Raw genomic sequence first — 19,115 nt, forward strand, 5'->3', positions numbered from 1 at the left:
TAGAGGTCCGTTACGAACGGCGGATGACCTCGGTGACAACCTCGGACACCGTAGCGATGTTCGTCGGGTTGACGTTGTACGGCAAATCGTCTTCGGTGCGCGCGCAGGCAAGACGCGGGCCATCGACACCGGCAATTGTGAGGGCGCGACGGCTCGCCTCGAGCGCGGCATAGGCATCGGTCTTGGCATAGGGCATCTCAAACGCGCCACAATCAACGTGGAACGACTTGCACACCTTGCTGACCAGATTCATGATGCGGCGATCACCCTTGAGCAACTGCTGCTCGCCTTCGACCGTCACGACCGAAAGCCTACCGGCTCCAATGGACTCAAGATTGATAAAGAACACACCACGCAGCTTATCGCGATGGGCTTCGAGGAACGCCTTCATACCGGCGCCGTCACAATCCGAGGCACCCGTTGCCACAAACCAGATATCGTGACCAAGCAGCTCGTCATCACCCATGGAGGCAACAGCCGAAAGCATGTCCTCGGCAGAAGCGCCGTCAGAAGAGGTGGCACCGCCCTTCCAGCCGTTATCATCGTCCTCAAAGTTATCCCAAGAGCCGATACCGCGGCCAGACTTCTTGGCATCGTAGTCATCCTCGACGCCCAGCCAGTCGCTCATGCTGTTCTGCTCATTCTTCTTTTTACGTCCGAACAAGCCGCCCAGACCGCGCTTCTGAGGCTTTGCCTCCTTGGCGACGGGAGCCGAGATGGTTTCGATGGGCTGAGCGCCCGAAGAAACGGGCATGGAGGGGGCAACCGGTGCCGACGTGGGCTCGGGCCCCTGAGCCGTCGCGAAAGGATCGTCGGCCTGAGCCGAGGGGTCGGGGAGATCGAAGAGGGATGTGCGGGATGCGACGTTGGCCTGCTGCATCGAGGGCAGCGACGGATCGGGGACCGAGGCAAGCGGCGAAGAAGAAGGTGTGGGCACCGGAGCAGAAGCGGGATCGGGGATATTCATCTGCGGACGCGGTGCGGCCTTGGACGAAATCTGCGCCATAAGCGAATCAACCGTCTCGACCTGCACCGATGCGGGGTTGGCAACCGTGGAGCCGGGATCGCTCGGGGCAGGCATGGTAAAGATCTGCGTAGAGTACGGCCTGGACTCATCGGCGTTAGAAACCACCGGGGTCTCTTCTTGCTCAACGACGACTGTCGCGTCGGCTTCAATCTCGTCGGCGATGTTCGGCTCGGCGTCAACGTTCTCAACCTGCTCGGCATCGACACTCTCAGCCGGCTCGGCTTCGGGCGCCTCGATCTCATCTGCAGCATCCTGGGACTCATCGGAAACAGAAAGGGGCTCGGCGATGGCAGTACCCTGCTTCTCGAACGCTATCGTGGCATCGAACTTCGCGGCATCGAGCGTCTCGGTGGCGTCGATTGGCTGCTGGGCCTCAAAGGACGTCGTAGCCTCGGCGACCTCCGTCGCGGCAGGCTGCTCAGCCTCATGCTGTTCAAATTCCCGCGCCGTACGCTCACGCTCGGCCTCGGCAGCCTGCTGGTGGGCGATAGCCTCCTGCTCTGCCACCTCGCGCGCAGCGGCACGCTTTTCCTCAAGGTCGTCGACAAGTTTTTTACCCTTAGCGAGTGCGCCCTTAAAGAAGCTTGAAGCGCTGGCTCCAATCGAAGAGAATGCAGATGCTATATCGGCATGGGGCGTCGCGACCGGTAGATCGGCCGAAAAATCGGTATCGCTCTCATAGGAAACGCGCTGCGGATACTCATCGTAATCGCTGGCGGAATCGTCGTGCACATCCTGAACCACCGGGGCAGGCGCGGCGGCATCCGGCTCGGGTGCAGGGCTGGGCTCGGGTTCCGTCTCGGGCTCGGTATCGACGACGGGCTCGTCGGCAGGCGCGGCGACAGGTTCAACCGAAGCAGGCTCAGGATCGATCGTCGGCTCCTCACCCTCTTCGTAATCAAGCGTGCACGACTCGGGAAGCATCCCCAAGGCACGAATGGCATCAGAACCAAAGCGAATATTACCGGCGGCATTGCGATACAGCTTAGGCTCGGGCTCGCTCGGCTCGGCGACAGCGGGCGCCCCAATCGATTCGACGACACCCTCATCCGCGACCGGCTCGGCAGCAACCTCGGCTTCAGCCTGAGCCTCGGGAGCAATGACACCAATCAGGGTCTCGTCAGCCGAGGCACCCTCAAAGCCATCGATCTGTTCGTCAAAAACTTCGCCCTGCTCGGATTCGGGAGCGATCGGCTGGCCAAACTCGTCCTCGGTGTAGGAGGGCTCTTCGTACTCGATCGTGTTGCCGTAGTCGTTTTGCTGCTGGGCAGCGGCATACTCAGCCGCCGCGCGCGCCATCTCCTCGGCACGACGCTTTTGCTCACCAAAATAGTCATCAAACGGAATGTCGTGGGGGAACTCATTTTCGCCCCGGTAAGGGGCAACGTTATCCATGACACCGAGCATCGCGGCTACAGAAGACTTATTGCAGACCGCACCGGACGTATAGGGAAGAACAAAACGGTTGGCAATGATATTGGCCGCGTTGGCGAGCGCCACAAGAGAGGCGAGGATCGCAATGATCCAAAGCAGAACCTTCAGAGCGCCGGGGAGCGGCAGTATACGCAGAATGACGACGGCAGCGGGGACAATCGTGGCGACCGGCAGCATCTTGGCGATGAGCGCGCGATACGGCGCGTACGGTTCGCGAGCGAGGAGCTCGGCACGCGGAGAATCGTAATGGGCGACAACAACCACCGGACGGTTGCGCGGAGATGCAAGCGGACCTGTGGCCTTGTGATAGGCAATGACATTTTGACTCACGCCCGTCTTGCCCAGGCGAGAAATAACAGGGTGACCGGTACGCTCGAGCACATACAACACGGCACCGGCGATGGCCAGCAGCACACCGATTAAGCCGATGCTGCCGCCAATACCCATAAGCAGGGCACCGGCAAAAGACAGAATGCCTGTGACGGCAAATGCCAGCCTGCTGGGTGCAGGAGCGTTAAATTCCTGGACTTCGGGATCAAAGCCATGATTGCGGAAGATCTGGGCGATATCCTCGGCAGCCAAACGCTCTTCTTCGCTGCACGCCGGCGTGATGCCCGTGCCCTGCAGCAGGTGATTGATATAGTTCTGGGTGTTCGCCATGTGCGCTCCACATCCATAATCCGACAAATAGGCCCAATGCTTGCACATTAGAACCGTATATAGTCGAAAGTATACCCCGAGCGAACGCAATCGGCCGAAATCTGGGCATCTTAACGCACTGAGCGGACAAGGATATAGCCTAATCTCCATATCGGATTAAAATCATGGCATCAAATAACCTTCCCATGCGAGGATTCTATGACGGTAAGCGATATGACCGCGACAAACAAAACAAATGCGCCAGAACCCGGTTTCGACAAAACCGCCCAGCGTATCCTCAACCTGTTCTTTGTCCTCAACAGTTCCCCCGAGCCTCTAACAACCGAGCAGATCGTGCTGGATTCTGACCTAGGCTACGGATCGGGCAACGTCGACTCGGATAAGCGAAAGTTTCGCCGCGACCGCGACAAGCTGCTCGAGCGGGGCATTGTGATCAAGGAAGTTCGCGCCGCGGGTGCCCAGGAGACCGAGGAGAGCGCCTGGACAATCGACCGTGAGCATACGTTTGCCGCGGGCGGCTTGATCACCGCAGACGATGCCGACATTCTGCTAAACGCTATCGATCAGACCCTCACCACGGGCTCTTCGGCCTTTGCGACCCCGCTCGCCGACATACGCTCCAAAATTGCCTATCTTACCGGCGAGACGAATACGGCCGAGCCCCCCGTTGTTCACTCGCCGACGGTCGATGCAGTATGGAGCGCGTTTGCCGACCGATGCGCGCTGCGTTTTTTGTATCAAAACGGACGGGGTGAGCAACGACAACGCACTGTTTGCGTCTACGGCATGTTCGAGCGTGAAGGAACAGCCTACTTTTGCGGCCTAGATGACGCCACCGGAAAAATCAGAACCTTTCGCTGCGATCGCATCGTTCGTGCGTGGCGTCCATCGCGGGCCTACGCCATTCCCGCAGACTTCAATCTCAACGATTACCTCTTCTTTGAATTCGATTTCTCCGATTGCCAGCCCGTCACGGCAACTTTCTCGTTTGCTCCGCAGGCTCAATCCGACATGGTCCACGGCCTCACACGTGGGCGAGGAAGGCTCGAGCACGCCAAAGACGGCTGGACCTGGACCGTTGACGTTCGCGACCTGAATGCGGCGGCGTCATTTTGCATGGAGCACAGCGTTGACGGTATGAGGCCCGTAGCGCCCAACGAACTCAAGCAGGCGTGGAACCGCCTCATCGAAAGGACAGTGAGCGCTCATGGCCGTGCGTAAGCTCACCAGCGAACAAAGGCTCTCGCGCTCCATTGACATTATGGAGGCACTCTATGCCGCCGGCGAGGCGGGCATGACGCGAGACGAAATCTGCAGTCGCTTCGATATCTCCGGAGCTTCGCTCGACGAGATCATCGGCATCATCTCGACGCTCGCAGACCGCGAATCGGGCGCGCGCATCATTTGCGAATGCCGCGATGAACGTGTGGTTCTCATCGGCGATGCGGGCCGTGTGCTGCCGCTTCGCCTGAGTGCCGCCGAGGGCGCCGTACTCAACCATGAATTGGAGTCGCTCGGAATCGAGGAGTGCGCGGCGGCGCGCATCCGGCGCGCACTCCTTCCGGCGGAACTCGGATACAACCAACGCGTTGTCGATACCGTCGCCCGCGGATCTTATTGGCAGCAACTCTGCTGTGCAATTCAGGATGGTGTGCGATGCCTCGTCACCTACCGCTCCCTGGACGACCAGCATCCACGCAGGCGATTGATCGACCCCCTAAAGATCACGACCAACGGCGACCAAACGTACCTGATTGCCTGGGATGTCGAGGCAGACGGGCAGCGCTCCTACCGTATGGACAAGATCGAGGAGCTTCTGCTGACGGAAGACTCCGTCGTGCGTCACACGACCGAAACCACGTCCCTGCACGACTCCCTTGCACAGGCAAGCCAGAGCGTTAAGCTCCTGATGCCGCTCGATATGGCAGAACGCGTGAGGTGGGCAGGTATCAGGTCAATTAAAGCCGATGGGGAGGGTACGGCAAGCGTGACCGTTTCCTATAGCTCCGAAAACTGGCTGTTTAGCCAGATTATCGCAGCGGGCGGAGCCATCCGCATCGCAGACGACCCCGCCCTTTCAAAGCGCCTATGTGATGCCGCCGAGGCAATGGCCTTCCGTTCTTAGCGATGGCGTTCGTGCGCTTGGCGCCATAACTGAAGATAGTGGCCGATCTGCGCCGTTTCGATGCGCTGATACGAGCTCGTAGGCAGCGATGTCAGAAATTTCTTGCCGTAACCCTTCGTCACCAGACGCGGGTCGGCCAAAATCAACACGCCGCAATCGGTCGATGAACGAATCAGGCGACCGGCCGCCTGCTTGACCTCGAGAACCGCCTCGGGCAGCGAGTAGCGTACCCAGGCGCGGTCCTCGCGCAGATTGCGCTCGCACGAGAGAGGATCGGTGGGACTCGAGAATGGCAGCTTGGGGATAATGACGCATCTCAGCGTTTCGCCGCTGGCATCGAAGCCCTCCCAAAAAGCCTTGAGAGCAAAGAGCGACGAGGTCGACTCGTTGATAAAGCGATCGCGCAAGCGACGGGGAGACGAATTGCGCTGCTGACAATTGAGTTCCAGGCCGGCACGCGCCAGCTTGGGCTCAACCCGAGCGTACAGGTCTTCCATATCGCGGCGATTGGTGAACAGCGTGAGCACCGACCCGCCCATGGCAAGATGGGCATCGACCAGTACGCGCTCGAGCGCGGATAGATAGCCCTCGCGGTCGCGAGGGTCGGGAATGTCCCCCGCCACGACTACGGCCATGTTCGAATCGAAGTCATAGCTCGAATCCAGATGTAGTGACGAGGATGCCGAAGCGGCAATGCGATCGAGGCCTACGGCATGGTTAAAGTGCTCAAAGCTCTTGGACACCGTCATGGTTGCCGAGGCAAAGATGGCCGTATGCACCTCGGGCAGCCACTCGTTCGCCAGGGCCTCGCCGATGTCGATGCGCTCGGCGGTCATGGATTCTCCGCCCGCACGTAGGCGGCGGTTGACCTGCAGCGAGTACACATAATGCTCGTCGGTGCCGTCAATGATGAGCTTGAGGTTCTCGGCCAGCTCGTGCAGACGGCGCGAAATATCGCCCAGGTCGACGACGACCTCGGGTTTATCGGCAGCGACAGCCTGCACCAGCGCGGCAACATTTTTATCCGCCTGCTCCAGGGCATCGATAGCAGCGCTGGCAGACTGCAAGAAGTCATGCCAGTCATCCGACTCGCGCAACTCGGGGCCAATCCACAGATTTGCGCTGTCGTAGCCACCGTGGGCGCGACGGCCGAGCTCACGCACGCCGTCAAACACCTCGGCGAGTGCCATGCTCGCGCGTGCGACCGTAGACGTCGCCTTCGCGGTGAGACCCAGATAAAGCGTGGAGCCTTCGGATGTCGCCAAATCACGAGATACCTGGCTCAATGCACCGGAGCTCGACCCGCCAAGGCGCTCAAATAGCACGCGAGATTCGTCTGCCGAGACCACGCGCGCCCACTGGCGGCGCGCCTCGCGCTCGATGGAATGGGCCTCGTCGATTACCCAGTGGCGGATGGGAGGCAAAATTCTCCCTTCGGCCGCAACGTTGCGAAACAGCAGGGAATGATTTGTGACCACGACATCGGCATGCGCCGCGCGACGACGGGCACCGTGGACGAGGCATTTATCGGGGAAGAACGGACACAGGCGGCGAGCGCATTCGCGCGAGGCCGTCGTAAAGTCGGGACGGTTGACGCTGCGCCAGCGAATGCCGAGCGAATCGAGGTCACCATCGGCAGATTGGCATACATACGCCATGATCACCGCAACCGCTGTGAGCGTGTCGGCAGGATCGCGCTTGGTGGTAATCTCGGCCTGACTTCGGCTCATGCGCTCGAGTTTGCGCAGACACGGATAGTGGTCATATCCCTTGAGCGCACAGAATGACAAGCCTCCGTCCAGCTGTTCGGCGAGTTTTGGCAGCTCGTGATACATAAGCTGATCGGCAAGATTATTCGATTTGGTCGCAATGCCAACGGTAATGTTGTTTCGGCGGGCGGCCTCGGCAAAGGGCACGAGATACGCCATCGATTTACCGACGCCCGTACCGGCCTCTATCACGCGATGCGTATCCGTAACCAACGCGTCGCGTACCTCGAGCGCCATGGCAATCTGCTCGTCGCGCGGCTCATAAGTGGGATACATGCGATTGACCAGGCCACCGGGGGCATAATCCGCCTCGATCTCTTCGCGGCTCGGCATGTTAAGAACCGGCAGCTCGTCGGCATCCACGCGATCATCGGCGCGATCGGCCTTGAGCACGTCGGCGCGGGCGGCGGCAAGCGAGAAAATCGAGCCGGGGTTTTGACCTGCCAAAAACGAGAAAATGGGACGATAGGACCAAGGAACATCCGCGTGCATATCCGCCAGACGCGCCATAAGGCCCTGCGGCAAGTCCGTAAGGGCAACCAGCAGCACGCGCCACACCCCACACAGGGCATCGACATCGGCGTTTGCGCGGTGCGACACGGAGTCGCAGCCAAACAGATCGGCCATAAAGGACAACTTGTGCGATGCCAGGCGCGGCAGCGCGATACGGGACAGCGCCAGCGAATCGATCCAGATGTCGCTGACGTTGACACCGCCCTTGACCGATTCGATGAATGATCGGTCAAACGTGGCATTGTGCGCGATAACCGGGCACCCGCCCACAAAATCGGCGAGCGCAGCCACGGCCTCTACAGCCGAGGGGGCATCGGCCACATCGGCGTTTGTGATGCTTGTGAGCTCAGTGATTTCGGCAGGGATCAGCTGCTTGGGATGCACAAACGTATCAAAGCGGTCAACGACCTCGCGGCCCGAAAGACGGGCCGCGGAAATCTCGATAAGTTCGTTGTCCTGGACCGAAAGGCCCGTGGTCTCGGTATCGAGGACGATAACATCCTCCTCGATAAGGCCAAACGATTGTGTGCGGGCACGCTCGGCGAGCGTTGCATAGGAATCAATGACAAACTGCGGCGTTCCAGGAGATACAGCATCCTCGATTAGCATGCAATGCCCGCTCGACGGAGACCCATGCGAATCAGACTGTCACAGACCTGCGGGAAGGTCATGTCTTTGGTATGACGAATCTCGTCCGGATACAGCGACGTATCGGTCATACCGGGAATCGTATTGGTCTCGAGGATGACGGGGCCGTCCTCGCTCACGATAAAATCGCTGCGCGAAATGCCCAGACAGCCGAGGGCTCTGTGGGCCGCACAGGCTAGTTCCTGGGCACGAGCATAGTTTTCGGGCGAAATCTGCGCCGGAATACGGTGGATATCCGTGGGATCGATGTACTTCACATCCAGGTCGTAGAACTCACAGTCCTCAGGCTTGCGAATCTCGACGATCGGCAGGGCGCGCACGTCATCCTCGCCGTAGACGCCTACGGTAATCTCGGTTCCCTCGATGCACTTTTCGACCAGCACCTTATCGCCGTACTCAAAGGCCTTGACGATGGCGGCAGGCAGCTCAGAGGACTCGTGTACCAGGGAGATGCCGTAGCTGGAGCCGTTGACGGCGGGCTTTACAAAGCAACGCTCGCCGCAAATCTCAACGATGCGATCGATATCAACCTCGTCGCCCGCCTCAAGCGCCAAACCGGGGGCAATGGGGATGCCCGCCTTAGCATACAGAAGCTTTGAAACCTCTTTATCGGCGCCACACGCGCTGGCGAGCACACCCGACGCCGTATAGGGGATACCCAGCGTCTCCATGGCTCCCTGCATGGCGCCATCCTCGCCGCCGGCGCCGTGCATGGCGATAAACGCCACGTCAAAATCGCCAGTTGCCATAGTCACCATAAAATCATCGGCAGCCGTATCGAGCAGCTCCACCGAAGTGTAGCCAGCCTCCTTTAGGGCCACCACGACGTTCTTTCCCGAATTGAGCGAAATCTCGCGCTCGGCGGAATGGCCGCCCGCCAAGACCGCTACGTGCATGTTCTCTAGGCTTTTACCCGGCATGGGCAGACTCCTCCTCTATGATTTCTGCAGCTGATACCATATTGTAGCGATACCCCCTACGTTTCCCCAAAATCGAAAGGCTTCCATGAATCCCAGGACTAAATCTCAGGACATTCGCGACTTGAGCCAAAACGATATTCGCGAGCTCGTGGCCGAACTCGGCCAGCCCGCTTTCCGCGCGAAGCAGCTCATTGAATGGGTTTTTGAGAAGAACGTTTGTTCGTTTGACGATATGACCAACCTTCCCAAGGCTTTTCGCGAGCAGTTAAAGGAGGCATTTGCCTTCGACACGCCGACCGAGCTCACCAAGCAGGTGTCCAAGGACGGATCTCGTAAATACCTACTCGAGTACCACGATGGCATTTCTGTCGAGACCGTCGGCATGCCCCGTCGTAACAAGCTCTCTGTCTGCGTATCCACCCAGGCCGGCTGCGGAATGGGCTGCGCTTTTTGCGCCACCGGCCTCAACGGCCTCAGGCGCTCGCTGACCGCCCAGGAAATCGTCGACCAGGTACTTCACGTTTCCAATGACTTTGGCGAGCGCGCGACAAGCGTGGTGTTCATGGGCCAGGGCGAGCCTTTTGCCAACTACGATGAGGTTCTTAAGGCACTGCGCATCCTTAATGACCCCGACGGTATCGGCATTGGAGCGCGCCATCTCACCGTGTCTACCAGCGGTGTTATTCCTGGTATCCGTAAGTTTGCCGATATTCCCGAGCAGTTCACCCTAGCTGTCTCGCTGCACTCCGCTATCCAGTCCACACGCAATAAGCTCATGCCCGGTGTCAAGAAATACACACTCCTGCGCCTACACGAGGCACTGCAGCTTTACACCGAGAAGACCGGCCGCCGTCCGACGTACGAATATGCCATGATCGAGGGCGTCAACGACACCAACCCCGAAATGCAGGCACTCTGTGACTTCTGTGAGGGCACGCTGTGCCACGTCAACCTGATTCAGCTCAACGATATTGAGGGCAGCCCGCTCAAGCCGTCACCGATCCATAAGGTAGAAGACCTTCAACGCCGTCTTGAGTCCCGCGGTATCGAGACCACGATCCGCAACTCTCGTGGCAACGACATCGATGCGGCTTGTGGCCAACTCAAGCAGCGTTTCAAAGTTCAGAAGAACGCGTAGGGGAGACCAGCCCAAACGTTTCATGTGAAACATCAGAAAGCCCCGGTTGCTTAATTGCAACCGGGGCTGTTTCATATTCATCGACCGTCTGCATCATACGATTGTCCAATATTATTTAGGACGAAATTAGGGATCCCTGTACTGGTAATCAGACAATGGCCCTTCAGAATAGGCGATTAATTGTTAGGTACCTAAAAACCTACATTTTCCCACTGATGATTTACCCAATCTTGGTTGATCTTGGGATTCTTAGTCATCTGAGCCGTACGCATGGCAACGTCCTCAGTCATAACATCCATTTTCTTTTTTGAGGTATCGACGATATCCTGCGCTCCTCGAAGTAAACGACCACGCAATTCATCATCTGTCGCAATCTTATAACCGGCAAAAGCGCCAACTGCAACAGTTGCAGCCAAAGCGACAGCAGTCAGAACTTTATTCCTCATCCTGACCTCCTTGATCAAACTGAATGATTTCTCCAAGAATGCGAGAGAGTTCCTCTTCATCCTTAAATTCAATCTCGATCTTGTTCTTTCCGCGCGAGCTCTTTACGCGAACATTCGTGTTAAACACCTGACGCAGAACGCGTGCTGCCTTCTTAAAAGACTGAGGCGTTGCGGTTCGAGGCGTTTTTGGTGTCTCTCCGGCAGAAAACAACGGAGCAAGATTTTCTGTCGCGCGGACGGACAATCCTTCCGCAACAACCTTCTCAGCTAACTTAATTCGTGCATCTTCGTATGGAACTGCAAGAATTGCACGAGCATGGCCAGCAGTCAGCTTACCTTCAAAGATCATCTGCTGAACAACCTCTGGAAGATCAAGCAGTCGCAGCGAATTGGTGATTGCAGAGCGAGACTTGCTAACAGCCTTTGACAAGGCCTCTTGAGTCATGCCACTCGCATCGATGAGCTGTCGATACCCCTTAGCCTCTTCGACGGGATTGAGGTCAGAGCGTTGCAGATTTTCAATCAATGCAAGCGCAAGCATCTGTTCATCATCAACATTTTTTATGATGACAGGAACTTCCTCAAGTCCAGCAAGCTTAGAAGCCTGATAACGGCGCTCACCCGCGATAATCTCATAACCATTACCGTGCTTGCGTACAAGAAGCGGCTGAAGAACACCATGCTCCTGAATCGACTCACTCAACTCTCGAAGCTCAGTCTCATTGAAATGAATTCGGGGTTGGTTTGGGTTTGGAACGATATCTTCGATTGGTAGTTTAGTTTTCGAAGCAGCATTGGATGCGGACGTCGCAGATCCACCGGTCTCATATTCTGCTTCGGAGACCAGCGCATTGAGTCCGCGACCTAAACCGCCACGCTTCTTAGGACTAGGCACGCTTGATCACCTCTTTGGCAAGGTTCATATACGCCTTTGCACCCTTATTTTGCGGCGCATATGTAATCACCGGCTCACCGAACGACGGTGCTTCTGATATTTTAACTGTACGCGGAATCAAGGTCTTAAATGCCTTATCGCCAAAGTACGACTGCACTTCTTCGACAACCTGATTTGAGAGCGATGTGCGCGAATCATACATCGTCATAAGCACGCCATAGGTATCAAGGCTCTTATTTAAGCGTGTTTTGACCATCTTCATCGACTCAAGCAGCTTCGTTACACCTTCGAGTGCGTAATACTCGCACTGAATTGGAATCAGAACACTGTCCGCCGCCGTCAACGCATTAATGGTCAACAAGCCAAGTGAAGGCGGACAGTCGATAAATATGAAGTCAAACTCATCCTTAACAGGCTCAAGCAGATCCTTCAAGCGCGTTTCTCGTGCAATCGCACTTACAAGCTCAATTTCGGCACCTGCAAGCTGGATAGTAGCCGGAATTACAAATACCTTACTGCAATTTGTATCCAGAACAAGCGATTCTGCCGGAACATCATTCAGCAATGCATCATAGATGCAGCTATCGAGTTCTTCTTTTTCGATTCCAAAGCCGCTCGTGCTATTACCCTGTGGATCAAAATCAACAATCAGCGTCTTTCGACCCTGTTCACCCAGTGCTGCTGCAAGGTTTACTGCTGTGGTGGACTTACCCACACCACCCTTTTGATTGATGATTGCAATGATACGCGTGTCTTTTGCGCTCTTTGAACGCTTAACGTCGCGAAATCCCACGGTCCCTCCTGGTGTATTTTAAACTGTTAAACGGAGGATGTTTCACGTGAAACATTCCGATTCATCATCTGTTATGTTTCACGTGAAACATAACAAGTAATTACTATCCATTATGTTTCACGTGAAACATCTAGGCAAGCGGATTCTTCTTCGCCATGCCATTAGCACGTGGAAGCGAAATAGCTGCCGGACGAGATTTTTTTAGAATGATAAACTCGCGATGACCCAAACCATTTGGCAAATCTAAATCATCTGTCATAAGTGTGGTGAACCCGCATATGCTAGCGGCAGTTAGACCAGACTGAAGTTCGATGTCTGACGGGTTTCCCTTAGTAATAACAAAGAGACCACTATCTATTAGAAATGGTGAAGCATACTCGACGAGAACTGGTAACGGTGCAAGTGCACGAGCAGTAACAACAGCAAACTGTTTCTTATGGCTTCGGGCATATTCTTCAAGACGATCATGAACCGCGCGAGCATGCTTGAGACCGAGAGCCTCAACAAATGAGTTGACGGCATCAACCTTCTTGCCAACCGAATCGATATAGGTAGCCTTACGTCCGCTAGCAATTGTCAAAGGGATACCAGGAAACCCAGCACCAGTACCCATGTCTAACAAAGCGCCTTCTGGAGCTATGTCTATATAGGGAAGCAACACAAGCGAATCAAGAATATGAAGAACAGCCGCATCTTCGATATTTAGGATGCGCGTAAGATTGGTGGTCTTATTAGCATCCAAAACAAGATCAAGATGCTCAATACAGGAGCGTAGGGCATCATGGGAGACCTTCAAAGAATAGTCTTCGCAATACGAAATTAGACGACTAAGCATCTGGCTTGTCTGCTCATCGGTTAGTACAAACAAGACAAACTCCTATCTGACAAAAATCAGTGTATCAAGAACTTTTGACAAAAAAAGGGGACGTGGAAACCACGCCCCCTTAAGATAAGCTCGTTTAGGTTATCGAGCAACAATCACAACATGACGATCGGGATCAGAACCCTCAGAATGCGTGTCGACGGCATCGTTGCCGCGAAGAGCAATATGAACCAGACGGCGCTCATAGGCATTCATGGGCGGAAGCGAAACGCTTTTGTGAGTGCGAACCGCCCGCTCGGCAGCAGACTGAGCCATAGAGGCAACCTTGTCCTGGCGGCGGCTCTTATATCCCTCGACGTCGACGACGACCGGATACCTAAAGCCAAGCTTGCGGCTCACCAACAGCGAGAACATAACCTGAAGGGCATCAAGGGTGCGACCATGACGACCAATAAGGACGGCAAGGTCGGGAGCCGTTACATCAAGAATCAGTTCGCCCTCGTCGCCCTCATACTCATCGATAGGAGAGTTGGCGGCGTCGAAATGCGAAAGGATGGAACGAAGAATAGAAATCGCAACATCGGCAATGGTGTCGAGCTCTTCGTCCGTAAGCTCTTCACCAGCCTTGTAGCGCTGTGCAATCTCGAGATAATCGCCCGCGGCCTGCGGGGCAACCTCCTCAAGCATATCCTCGACGATCTCTTCAGACATAACGTACTCCAAAAGTTAGGTACCTAAATTAGATTACTATACCGCTACTTCTTCTTATGCGGGCGCGGCTTCTTCTCGCGACGCGTGACCTCAACCTGCAGCGGGGCGTTCTTAAGACGCTCCTCCTCTTCGGCCTTAGCCTTCTCGATAACCTTCTGCGTCACAAAGATCTGCTGGATGACCTGCCAGGCAGAAGACACGTCGTAGTACAAAAGAACACCAACGGGCAGGCTCCAACCCATCCAGAGCATCATGACGGTCATGACGACGGCCATCATGCGCATGCTCTGGGCCTGCTGACCAGTCTGATTGCGCGACATGTACAGCTGCGGAATCAGGGTCAGGACAGCAAACAGAATCAGGCAAACCAGCGCAGGCAGTGCGACCATAAAGCCATCGGCAAAAGAGGCACTCGGCGTGGTAGTCAGATCGGGCAGAATGTTGAAGAACGAGAAGGTGCCCTCGTTAAAGTAATGAGGCAGGTTTTGCAGAAGCGTAAACAGGGCGATGAGGATAGGCATCTGAATCAGAAGCGGCAGACAGCCGGACAGCGGATTGAACTTGTTCTCGCTGTAGAACTTCTGCATCTCCTCGGCCTGACGCTGGGGATCGTCGGCGTAGCGCTCCTGGATCTCGAGCATCTTGGGCTGCAGCACCTGCATACGGGCCGTCGACTTGGTCGACTTGAGCATGAGCGGCGTCAGCAGCAGACGGACGATGACCACCAGGATAATGATGGACAGGCCCCAGTCGACCGCAAAGGTCTGGATGAGCTTGAGCAGCTCGAAAAGGATGTTAACGATCCAATCCCACATGTAATTTTTCCTCCGATAGCGAGTGCCCGCTAGGGCACAGGGTCATAACCGCCGACGTGCAGGGGATTGCAGCGAGCGATGCGCCTCACGGCAAGCCAGCAGCCTCTACAAACACCGTATTTCTCGATAGCCTGAACGGCGTAATGAGAACACGTTGGATAATAAATGCAGGCGTCAGGCAATAAGGGCGAAATAACCTGTTGATATATGCGAATAGGAGCGATGGCAACACGTCGCAAAACGTGATTGCTCATCGCTCCTCCCCGGCAACGCCGGCGCGTATCACAAGCGAACGCAATGCCTCGTTCATCTCCTCCGGCGACGAGATCCTCGTCTTGGGGGTCGCGAACAAGATGATGTCATAACCCGCAACGGGAAATCCGCAGCTGCGGGCGGCCTCGCGCATCACACGCTTAGAACGGTTGCGCACAACTGCGCAACCGAGTCGTTTAGCACCAACGAAGGCGACCCTTCCAGAGTCGCCTTCGCCAACCGATTCACATATGGTCATTCGAATCAGAGGATGATTGAAACGACGCCCCTGACTGAACACATGCTCGAAATCTTGCCGAGACTTAATAGTCTTCATGCGAGATGTGTGTATCGCTGCTAGACAGTGAGACGCTTGCGGCCCTTGGCGCGGCGACGGGCGAGCACGGCACGACCACCCTTGGTGGCCATACGGGCACGGAAGCCATGGGTCTTGGCACGCTTACGCTTATTAGGCTGATACGTACGCTTCATCTTAAGTTCCTCCTGCTGCATTTCGAGTGTCCGCGAGGGCGCGGACGCAGATATAGACACGTGAGCTTGAAGATTGTAGGGAAATCAATGTTCAAATGTCAAGAAATCAAAGGTAAAAGGTTGCGCAGTTCACACGGTTCCGCCATAAGCCGGATGAGTTTTTGAGTATGACTCCAACTTTTCACGATATTTCACCGAGTTTTCAACAGGTCATGTTGCCAATGTTGAGAACTTTTCGCCCATTTTCCAAAGTTTTCAACATGTTTTGAAAACTTGTCGAAAGATGAGAAACATTGCGCGGTGAGCTACTATTTATCCGAAACCTTTTGAAAGATTGCGAGCGGCATGTCTGACGACTTTTACACCATGGTCGATTCCGGTGACCCGGCACCCGACAACGAGCACATCAACGGCGTACGCGAAGAGCGCAAAGAGGGCGAGCAGACATCGAAACAGACACCGAAAACCATGTATGCGGCGCGCATCGCCGTCTATGACGACATGCTTTCGACCCCGCGCGTGATCGTCATCGAGCCGCAAGACATCCGCACGTATCTGGAAGAGACGACTAACACCGTCTACCAGTGCATGAAAGAGCAAGGCGGACACATCTCACTCATGGTTATCCGCGAGATTGTCGAAAACTTTATCCACGCCCACTTTGCCGAGCCCATTATCTCGATCCTGGACGGCGGGGAAACTATCCGCTTTGCCGACCAAGGTCCGGGCATCGACGACAAAGAGCGCGCCTTCGACTTTGGCGTCACCAGCGCAAACAGCAAGATGAAGCGGTATATACGCGGCACCGGGGCAGGTTTTCCCATGGTGCAGGAATACCTGGAAAACGCCGGCGGGGCAGTCTCCATCGAAGACAACATGGGCAACGGCACCGTCGTCACGGTGAGCCTCGACCCCAAGCGCGTGCAGGAAATTGAGCGCGCGGGAGGGCGCGGGGCAGCCGTGCGCCCCGAGGCCCAGCAGCAGGAATACCCACTGCCGGGAGCATTTCCGCAGCAAGCAATGATGACTCCGCAGCAAACCATGGCCGCGTCCCCACTACAACAGCCCATGGCTTCGCAGCAGATGCATCAACCCGGCATGCCGCCCATGCAGGACCCCCAGCCCGCGGGACAGACGACAACTCAAGGCTCGGCAGAGTCCATGGTCCCGGCCGATTTGGATGCAGCCGCGATGCAGCAGGTGACGGGCATGCAAGGAGCTCGGCAGATGGGCTTCCAACCGTACCCGCAGGCATATCCGGGACAATATATGCCGCAGCAGGGATACTCCCAGCAATATATGCAGCAGTATCACCAGGGCTATCAGCAGCCGTATCAGCAGATGCCGCAGCCGTACCATCCCTGGGCCCAGCAGATGCCGCCGCAGCCATACCAACAGTGGCCGCAAAGTTTTCAACAGCCGATGCCAACCATGCAGAGTTCTCAACAACCAGCAGCTCAAATGATGTATCCTAATGCGGCGAATCAATACGCACAGCCGCAACCGGACGTATTTGTGAGCGAGCGCGGCAACGCGGCGCTGGGATATCTGGCTCAAAACCAAGAGTGCGGCGCCACCGACCTGGCGCGAGCATTTGGAAACTCCGCGCCCACGTGGTCACGCACACTCAATGACTTGGCGCAGGCCGGCTTGGTAATCAAACACGGTCAGAAATACCATCTGACCGAACTCGGCAGCGCTCGCGTGCGTGCCCAAAGTTAAGGAACGGGAGAGACAGTGGACGAGGAAGCAAGCATCATCCTGGAGGATGCCATCGCCTTTTGCCAGCGCGACGGCCAAGATGCACGCCTCATCAACATGTTGGGGCAATCGCGTGCCGTGAACCTGACCGAGGACACCTTGACCATCGAGGCACCGTCGCGCTTTGCCATTGCGCAGCTCAAAAAGCATCAGCCGACTATCGAGCACTACCTAGAAGAGATTGCCTTTGCGCCGATCGCGCTCAACATCGTGGCACCGCAGGGCCCCACGACAGGCGCCACAGGGGCGGTACCCGTCACTCCCCCTTTGACGACCGCCGCCCCCGTGGCGGCTCCGGAGACCAATGCGGGCGATGTTTCCCGTGAAACCATGCCCCACGCAACAGCCGTGCCGGTAGCAACCGCGCCCAGCGTTTCACACATGCCCGTCGCGCACGACGCGGCGCCGGGCGAAGAACCGGGCATCGCGATCAAAAACACGCTGTCGGCCGACGATTTCCGCCGCATGATGAATCAGATGAAGGGCGTGGCACCCGCCAAGAGCGCAAAACCAGTCTCGACATCGCCTGTGAGCGTGCCTGCGGCTGCGGCGGCGGGCGAGCAGAACGCCGATGGCGCGCCCCTCGTGGCCAACTCAAAATTCACCTTCGAAAACTTTGTCTACGGCCCCGAAAACAGCCACGCCTATCGTTCGGCGCTTAAATTCGCCGCACTCGCAGACGAACGCGGTACTTGCACATCCCTGTTCATCTATGGCAAATCGGGCTTAGGCAAGACCCACCTGCTGCTCGCCATCAAAAACGAGCTCGCCGAGAAGTCGCCCGAGATCAAAGTGAAATACGCCAACTCACAGGCATACATCGATGATCTGATGACAGAATTCGACCGCCAAAAGAAGAGTAACGCTCCCATCATGCAGGCATACCACGGCGTGGACGTGCTCATCATCGATGACATCCAAAACATCATCGGCAAGCGCGCGAGCGTGGACTACTTTTTCCAGCTCATGGACGAGTTTATCCGCAACAACAAGAAGGTCGTGATTGCCGCAGACCGTGCGCCCAAGGACCTGAACATGGACGAGCGTCTGACCAGCCGCTTTAACGCTGGCATGCTCTGCTTGGTAGCAGAGCCCAGCTACGAGATGAAGTACAAGATTCTGCAGCGCTATTACGAGAACACGATCGCAGCGGCGCCCGAGGCGGGCGACGACTCGCTGCTGGCGGCCTACGGTGGCGACAGCGGACATCTGACCGACGAGCACTTTAAACATATGGCGGAGGTATCGGGCACCAACATCCGTGAGCTCGAGAGCTTCTGCGAGCGCTGCGCCGGGGAGGCGGGCGACCGCGAGCGCGAGGGTAGCGAGCTGAGCTTCGACGACATCGATGCCATCGCCAGCCAGTACTTCGACACGTCGGCCAAAAAGATCAACGTGCAGACAGTTCAGTCTGTTATCGAGGAGCAGTACGGCGTGACGCATGAGGAGCTCATTGGTCCGCGCCGCAATGCCAATATCGCCAAGGCGCGCCATATCGCCATCTACCTAGCGATCGAGATGTGCGAGATGACAACCACCGCCGTGGGTGCGGAGTTTGGCAACCGCAACCACTCGACCGTCAGCACGAGCTACAAAAAAGTCCAGAAGATGATCCAGGAAGACCGGACCGTGACCGAGGACCTCAAATCGCTACGAGACAAAATTACACTGCGCTCGTAGGGAAATAGGCACACCTGTTGAAAACTTGTCGAAACCGCGGGCATAAGGTGTCTAAAACCCAGCCCGCTCCGATGAAAAGTTTTGCGCAGGTTTTGAACGTGGAAAACGACCCCTGTTGCACACAGGGAACTGTCGATTCTCTTTTTGGGTTTGACCTGCATGTTTGGGAGTAATCAACAGTTTCGTCAGTACTATTACTATTATTAAGATATT

General features: G+C 56.3%; 17 protein-coding genes. 5 read left to right on the forward strand and 12 right to left on the reverse strand.

All coding sequences use genetic code 11. The features are described 5' to 3' along the window. Positions 1-10 precede the first annotated feature (10 nt). Positions 11-3,121 (reverse strand): hypothetical protein, encoded by a 3,111-nt coding sequence (locus FYJ40_RS03695; protein WP_154516813.1) that lies wholly within the window; start codon positions 3,119-3,121, stop codon positions 11-13. A 198-nt stretch (positions 3,122-3,319) separates the two neighbouring features. On the opposite strand from FYJ40_RS03695, the gene FYJ40_RS03700 reads away from it, so the two are divergent. After that, a complete protein-coding gene (locus FYJ40_RS03700) occupies positions 3,320-4,342 on the forward strand; it encodes a YafY family protein (protein ID WP_154516810.1) in 1,023 nt (340 codons plus the stop codon). Continuing rightward, entirely contained in the window at positions 4,329-5,246 is a 918-nt protein-coding gene (locus FYJ40_RS03705) for a YafY family protein (RefSeq protein ID WP_154516807.1), read from the forward strand. Before FYJ40_RS03700 ends, FYJ40_RS03705 begins: the two co-directional genes overlap by 14 nt. Here the strand turns inward: FYJ40_RS03705 and FYJ40_RS03710 are convergent. Together FYJ40_RS03710 and FYJ40_RS03715 are read right to left on the reverse strand one after the other, a co-directional pair. Continuing rightward, on the reverse strand, positions 5,243-8,137 hold the full coding sequence (locus FYJ40_RS03710) for a helicase C-terminal domain-containing protein (protein ID WP_154516804.1): 2,895 nt from the start codon (positions 8,135-8,137) through the stop codon (positions 5,243-5,245). The two genes, FYJ40_RS03705 and FYJ40_RS03710, sit on opposite strands and share 4 nt — an antisense overlap. Beyond that, a complete protein-coding gene (locus FYJ40_RS03715) occupies positions 8,131-9,096 on the reverse strand; it encodes a D-alanine--D-alanine ligase (RefSeq protein WP_154516802.1) in 966 nt (321 codons plus the stop codon). The genes FYJ40_RS03710 and FYJ40_RS03715 overlap by 7 nt, the downstream gene beginning before the upstream one ends. 85 nt (positions 9,097-9,181) lie before the next feature. Here FYJ40_RS03715 and rlmN point away from each other — a divergent pair, with 85 nt between their 5' ends. Then, entirely contained in the window at positions 9,182-10,234 is a 1,053-nt protein-coding gene (gene rlmN / locus FYJ40_RS03720) for a 23S rRNA (adenine(2503)-C(2))-methyltransferase RlmN (RefSeq protein WP_154516799.1), read from the forward strand. Positions 10,235-10,425: 191 nt separating this feature from the next. On the opposite strand, the gene FYJ40_RS03725 is transcribed toward rlmN, so the two are convergent. The 9 genes from FYJ40_RS03725 to rpmH form a co-directional block, all read right to left on the reverse strand. Beyond that, positions 10,426-10,680, reverse strand: a complete 255-nt coding sequence (locus FYJ40_RS03725; RefSeq protein WP_154516796.1) for a hypothetical protein — start codon at positions 10,678-10,680, stop codon at positions 10,426-10,428. Beyond that, on the reverse strand, positions 10,670-11,575 hold the full coding sequence (locus FYJ40_RS03730) for a ParB/RepB/Spo0J family partition protein (protein ID WP_370450610.1): 906 nt from the start codon (positions 11,573-11,575) through the stop codon (positions 10,670-10,672). The genes FYJ40_RS03725 and FYJ40_RS03730 overlap by 11 nt, the downstream gene beginning before the upstream one ends. Then, the gene (locus tag FYJ40_RS03735) at positions 11,568-12,368 is read right to left on the reverse strand and encodes a ParA family protein (RefSeq protein ID WP_370450609.1); all 801 of its coding nucleotides are present in this window, start codon (positions 12,366-12,368) and stop codon (positions 11,568-11,570) included. The genes FYJ40_RS03730 and FYJ40_RS03735 overlap by 8 nt, the downstream gene beginning before the upstream one ends. Before the next feature lie 130 nt (positions 12,369-12,498). Next, positions 12,499-13,236: a 16S rRNA (guanine(527)-N(7))-methyltransferase RsmG gene (gene rsmG / locus FYJ40_RS03740; protein WP_229770652.1), complete on the reverse strand. Its 738-nt coding sequence runs from the start codon at positions 13,234-13,236 to the stop codon at positions 12,499-12,501. Between the two features lie 96 nt (positions 13,237-13,332). After that, positions 13,333-13,902: a R3H domain-containing nucleic acid-binding protein gene (locus tag FYJ40_RS03745; RefSeq protein ID WP_154516793.1), complete on the reverse strand. Its 570-nt coding sequence runs from the start codon at positions 13,900-13,902 to the stop codon at positions 13,333-13,335. 44 nt (positions 13,903-13,946) lie between these two features. Next, positions 13,947-14,717, reverse strand: a complete 771-nt coding sequence (locus FYJ40_RS03750; protein WP_154516790.1) for a YidC/Oxa1 family membrane protein insertase — start codon at positions 14,715-14,717, stop codon at positions 13,947-13,949. A gap of 29 nt (positions 14,718-14,746) precedes the next feature. After that, complete coding sequence (gene yidD / locus FYJ40_RS03755) at positions 14,747-14,971, reverse strand: membrane protein insertion efficiency factor YidD (protein ID WP_154516787.1); 225 nt, start codon at positions 14,969-14,971, stop codon at positions 14,747-14,749. Next, entirely contained in the window at positions 14,968-15,306 is a 339-nt protein-coding gene (gene rnpA / locus FYJ40_RS03760) for a ribonuclease P protein component (RefSeq protein ID WP_154516785.1), read from the reverse strand. The genes yidD and rnpA overlap by 4 nt, the downstream gene beginning before the upstream one ends. 20 nt (positions 15,307-15,326) lie before the next feature. Beyond that, on the reverse strand, positions 15,327-15,461 hold the full coding sequence (gene rpmH / locus FYJ40_RS03765) for a 50S ribosomal protein L34 (RefSeq protein WP_019127408.1): 135 nt from the start codon (positions 15,459-15,461) through the stop codon (positions 15,327-15,329). A 345-nt stretch (positions 15,462-15,806) separates the two neighbouring features. Here rpmH and FYJ40_RS03770 point away from each other — a divergent pair, with 345 nt between their 5' ends. Then, positions 15,807-17,183 (forward strand): ATP-binding protein, encoded by a 1,377-nt coding sequence (locus tag FYJ40_RS03770; protein WP_154516782.1) that lies wholly within the window; start codon positions 15,807-15,809, stop codon positions 17,181-17,183. Positions 17,184-17,198: 15 nt separating this feature from the next. Next, a complete protein-coding gene (locus tag FYJ40_RS03775; protein ID WP_370450608.1) occupies positions 17,199-18,902 on the forward strand; it encodes a DnaA ATPase domain-containing protein in 1,704 nt (567 codons plus the stop codon). The last annotated feature ends 213 nt before the right edge of the window (positions 18,903-19,115 follow it).

The sequence above is a fragment of the Collinsella sp. WCA1-178-WT-3 (M1) genome (genome assembly GCF_009696325.1).
Classification (GTDB): domain Bacteria; phylum Actinomycetota; class Coriobacteriia; order Coriobacteriales; family Coriobacteriaceae; genus Collinsella.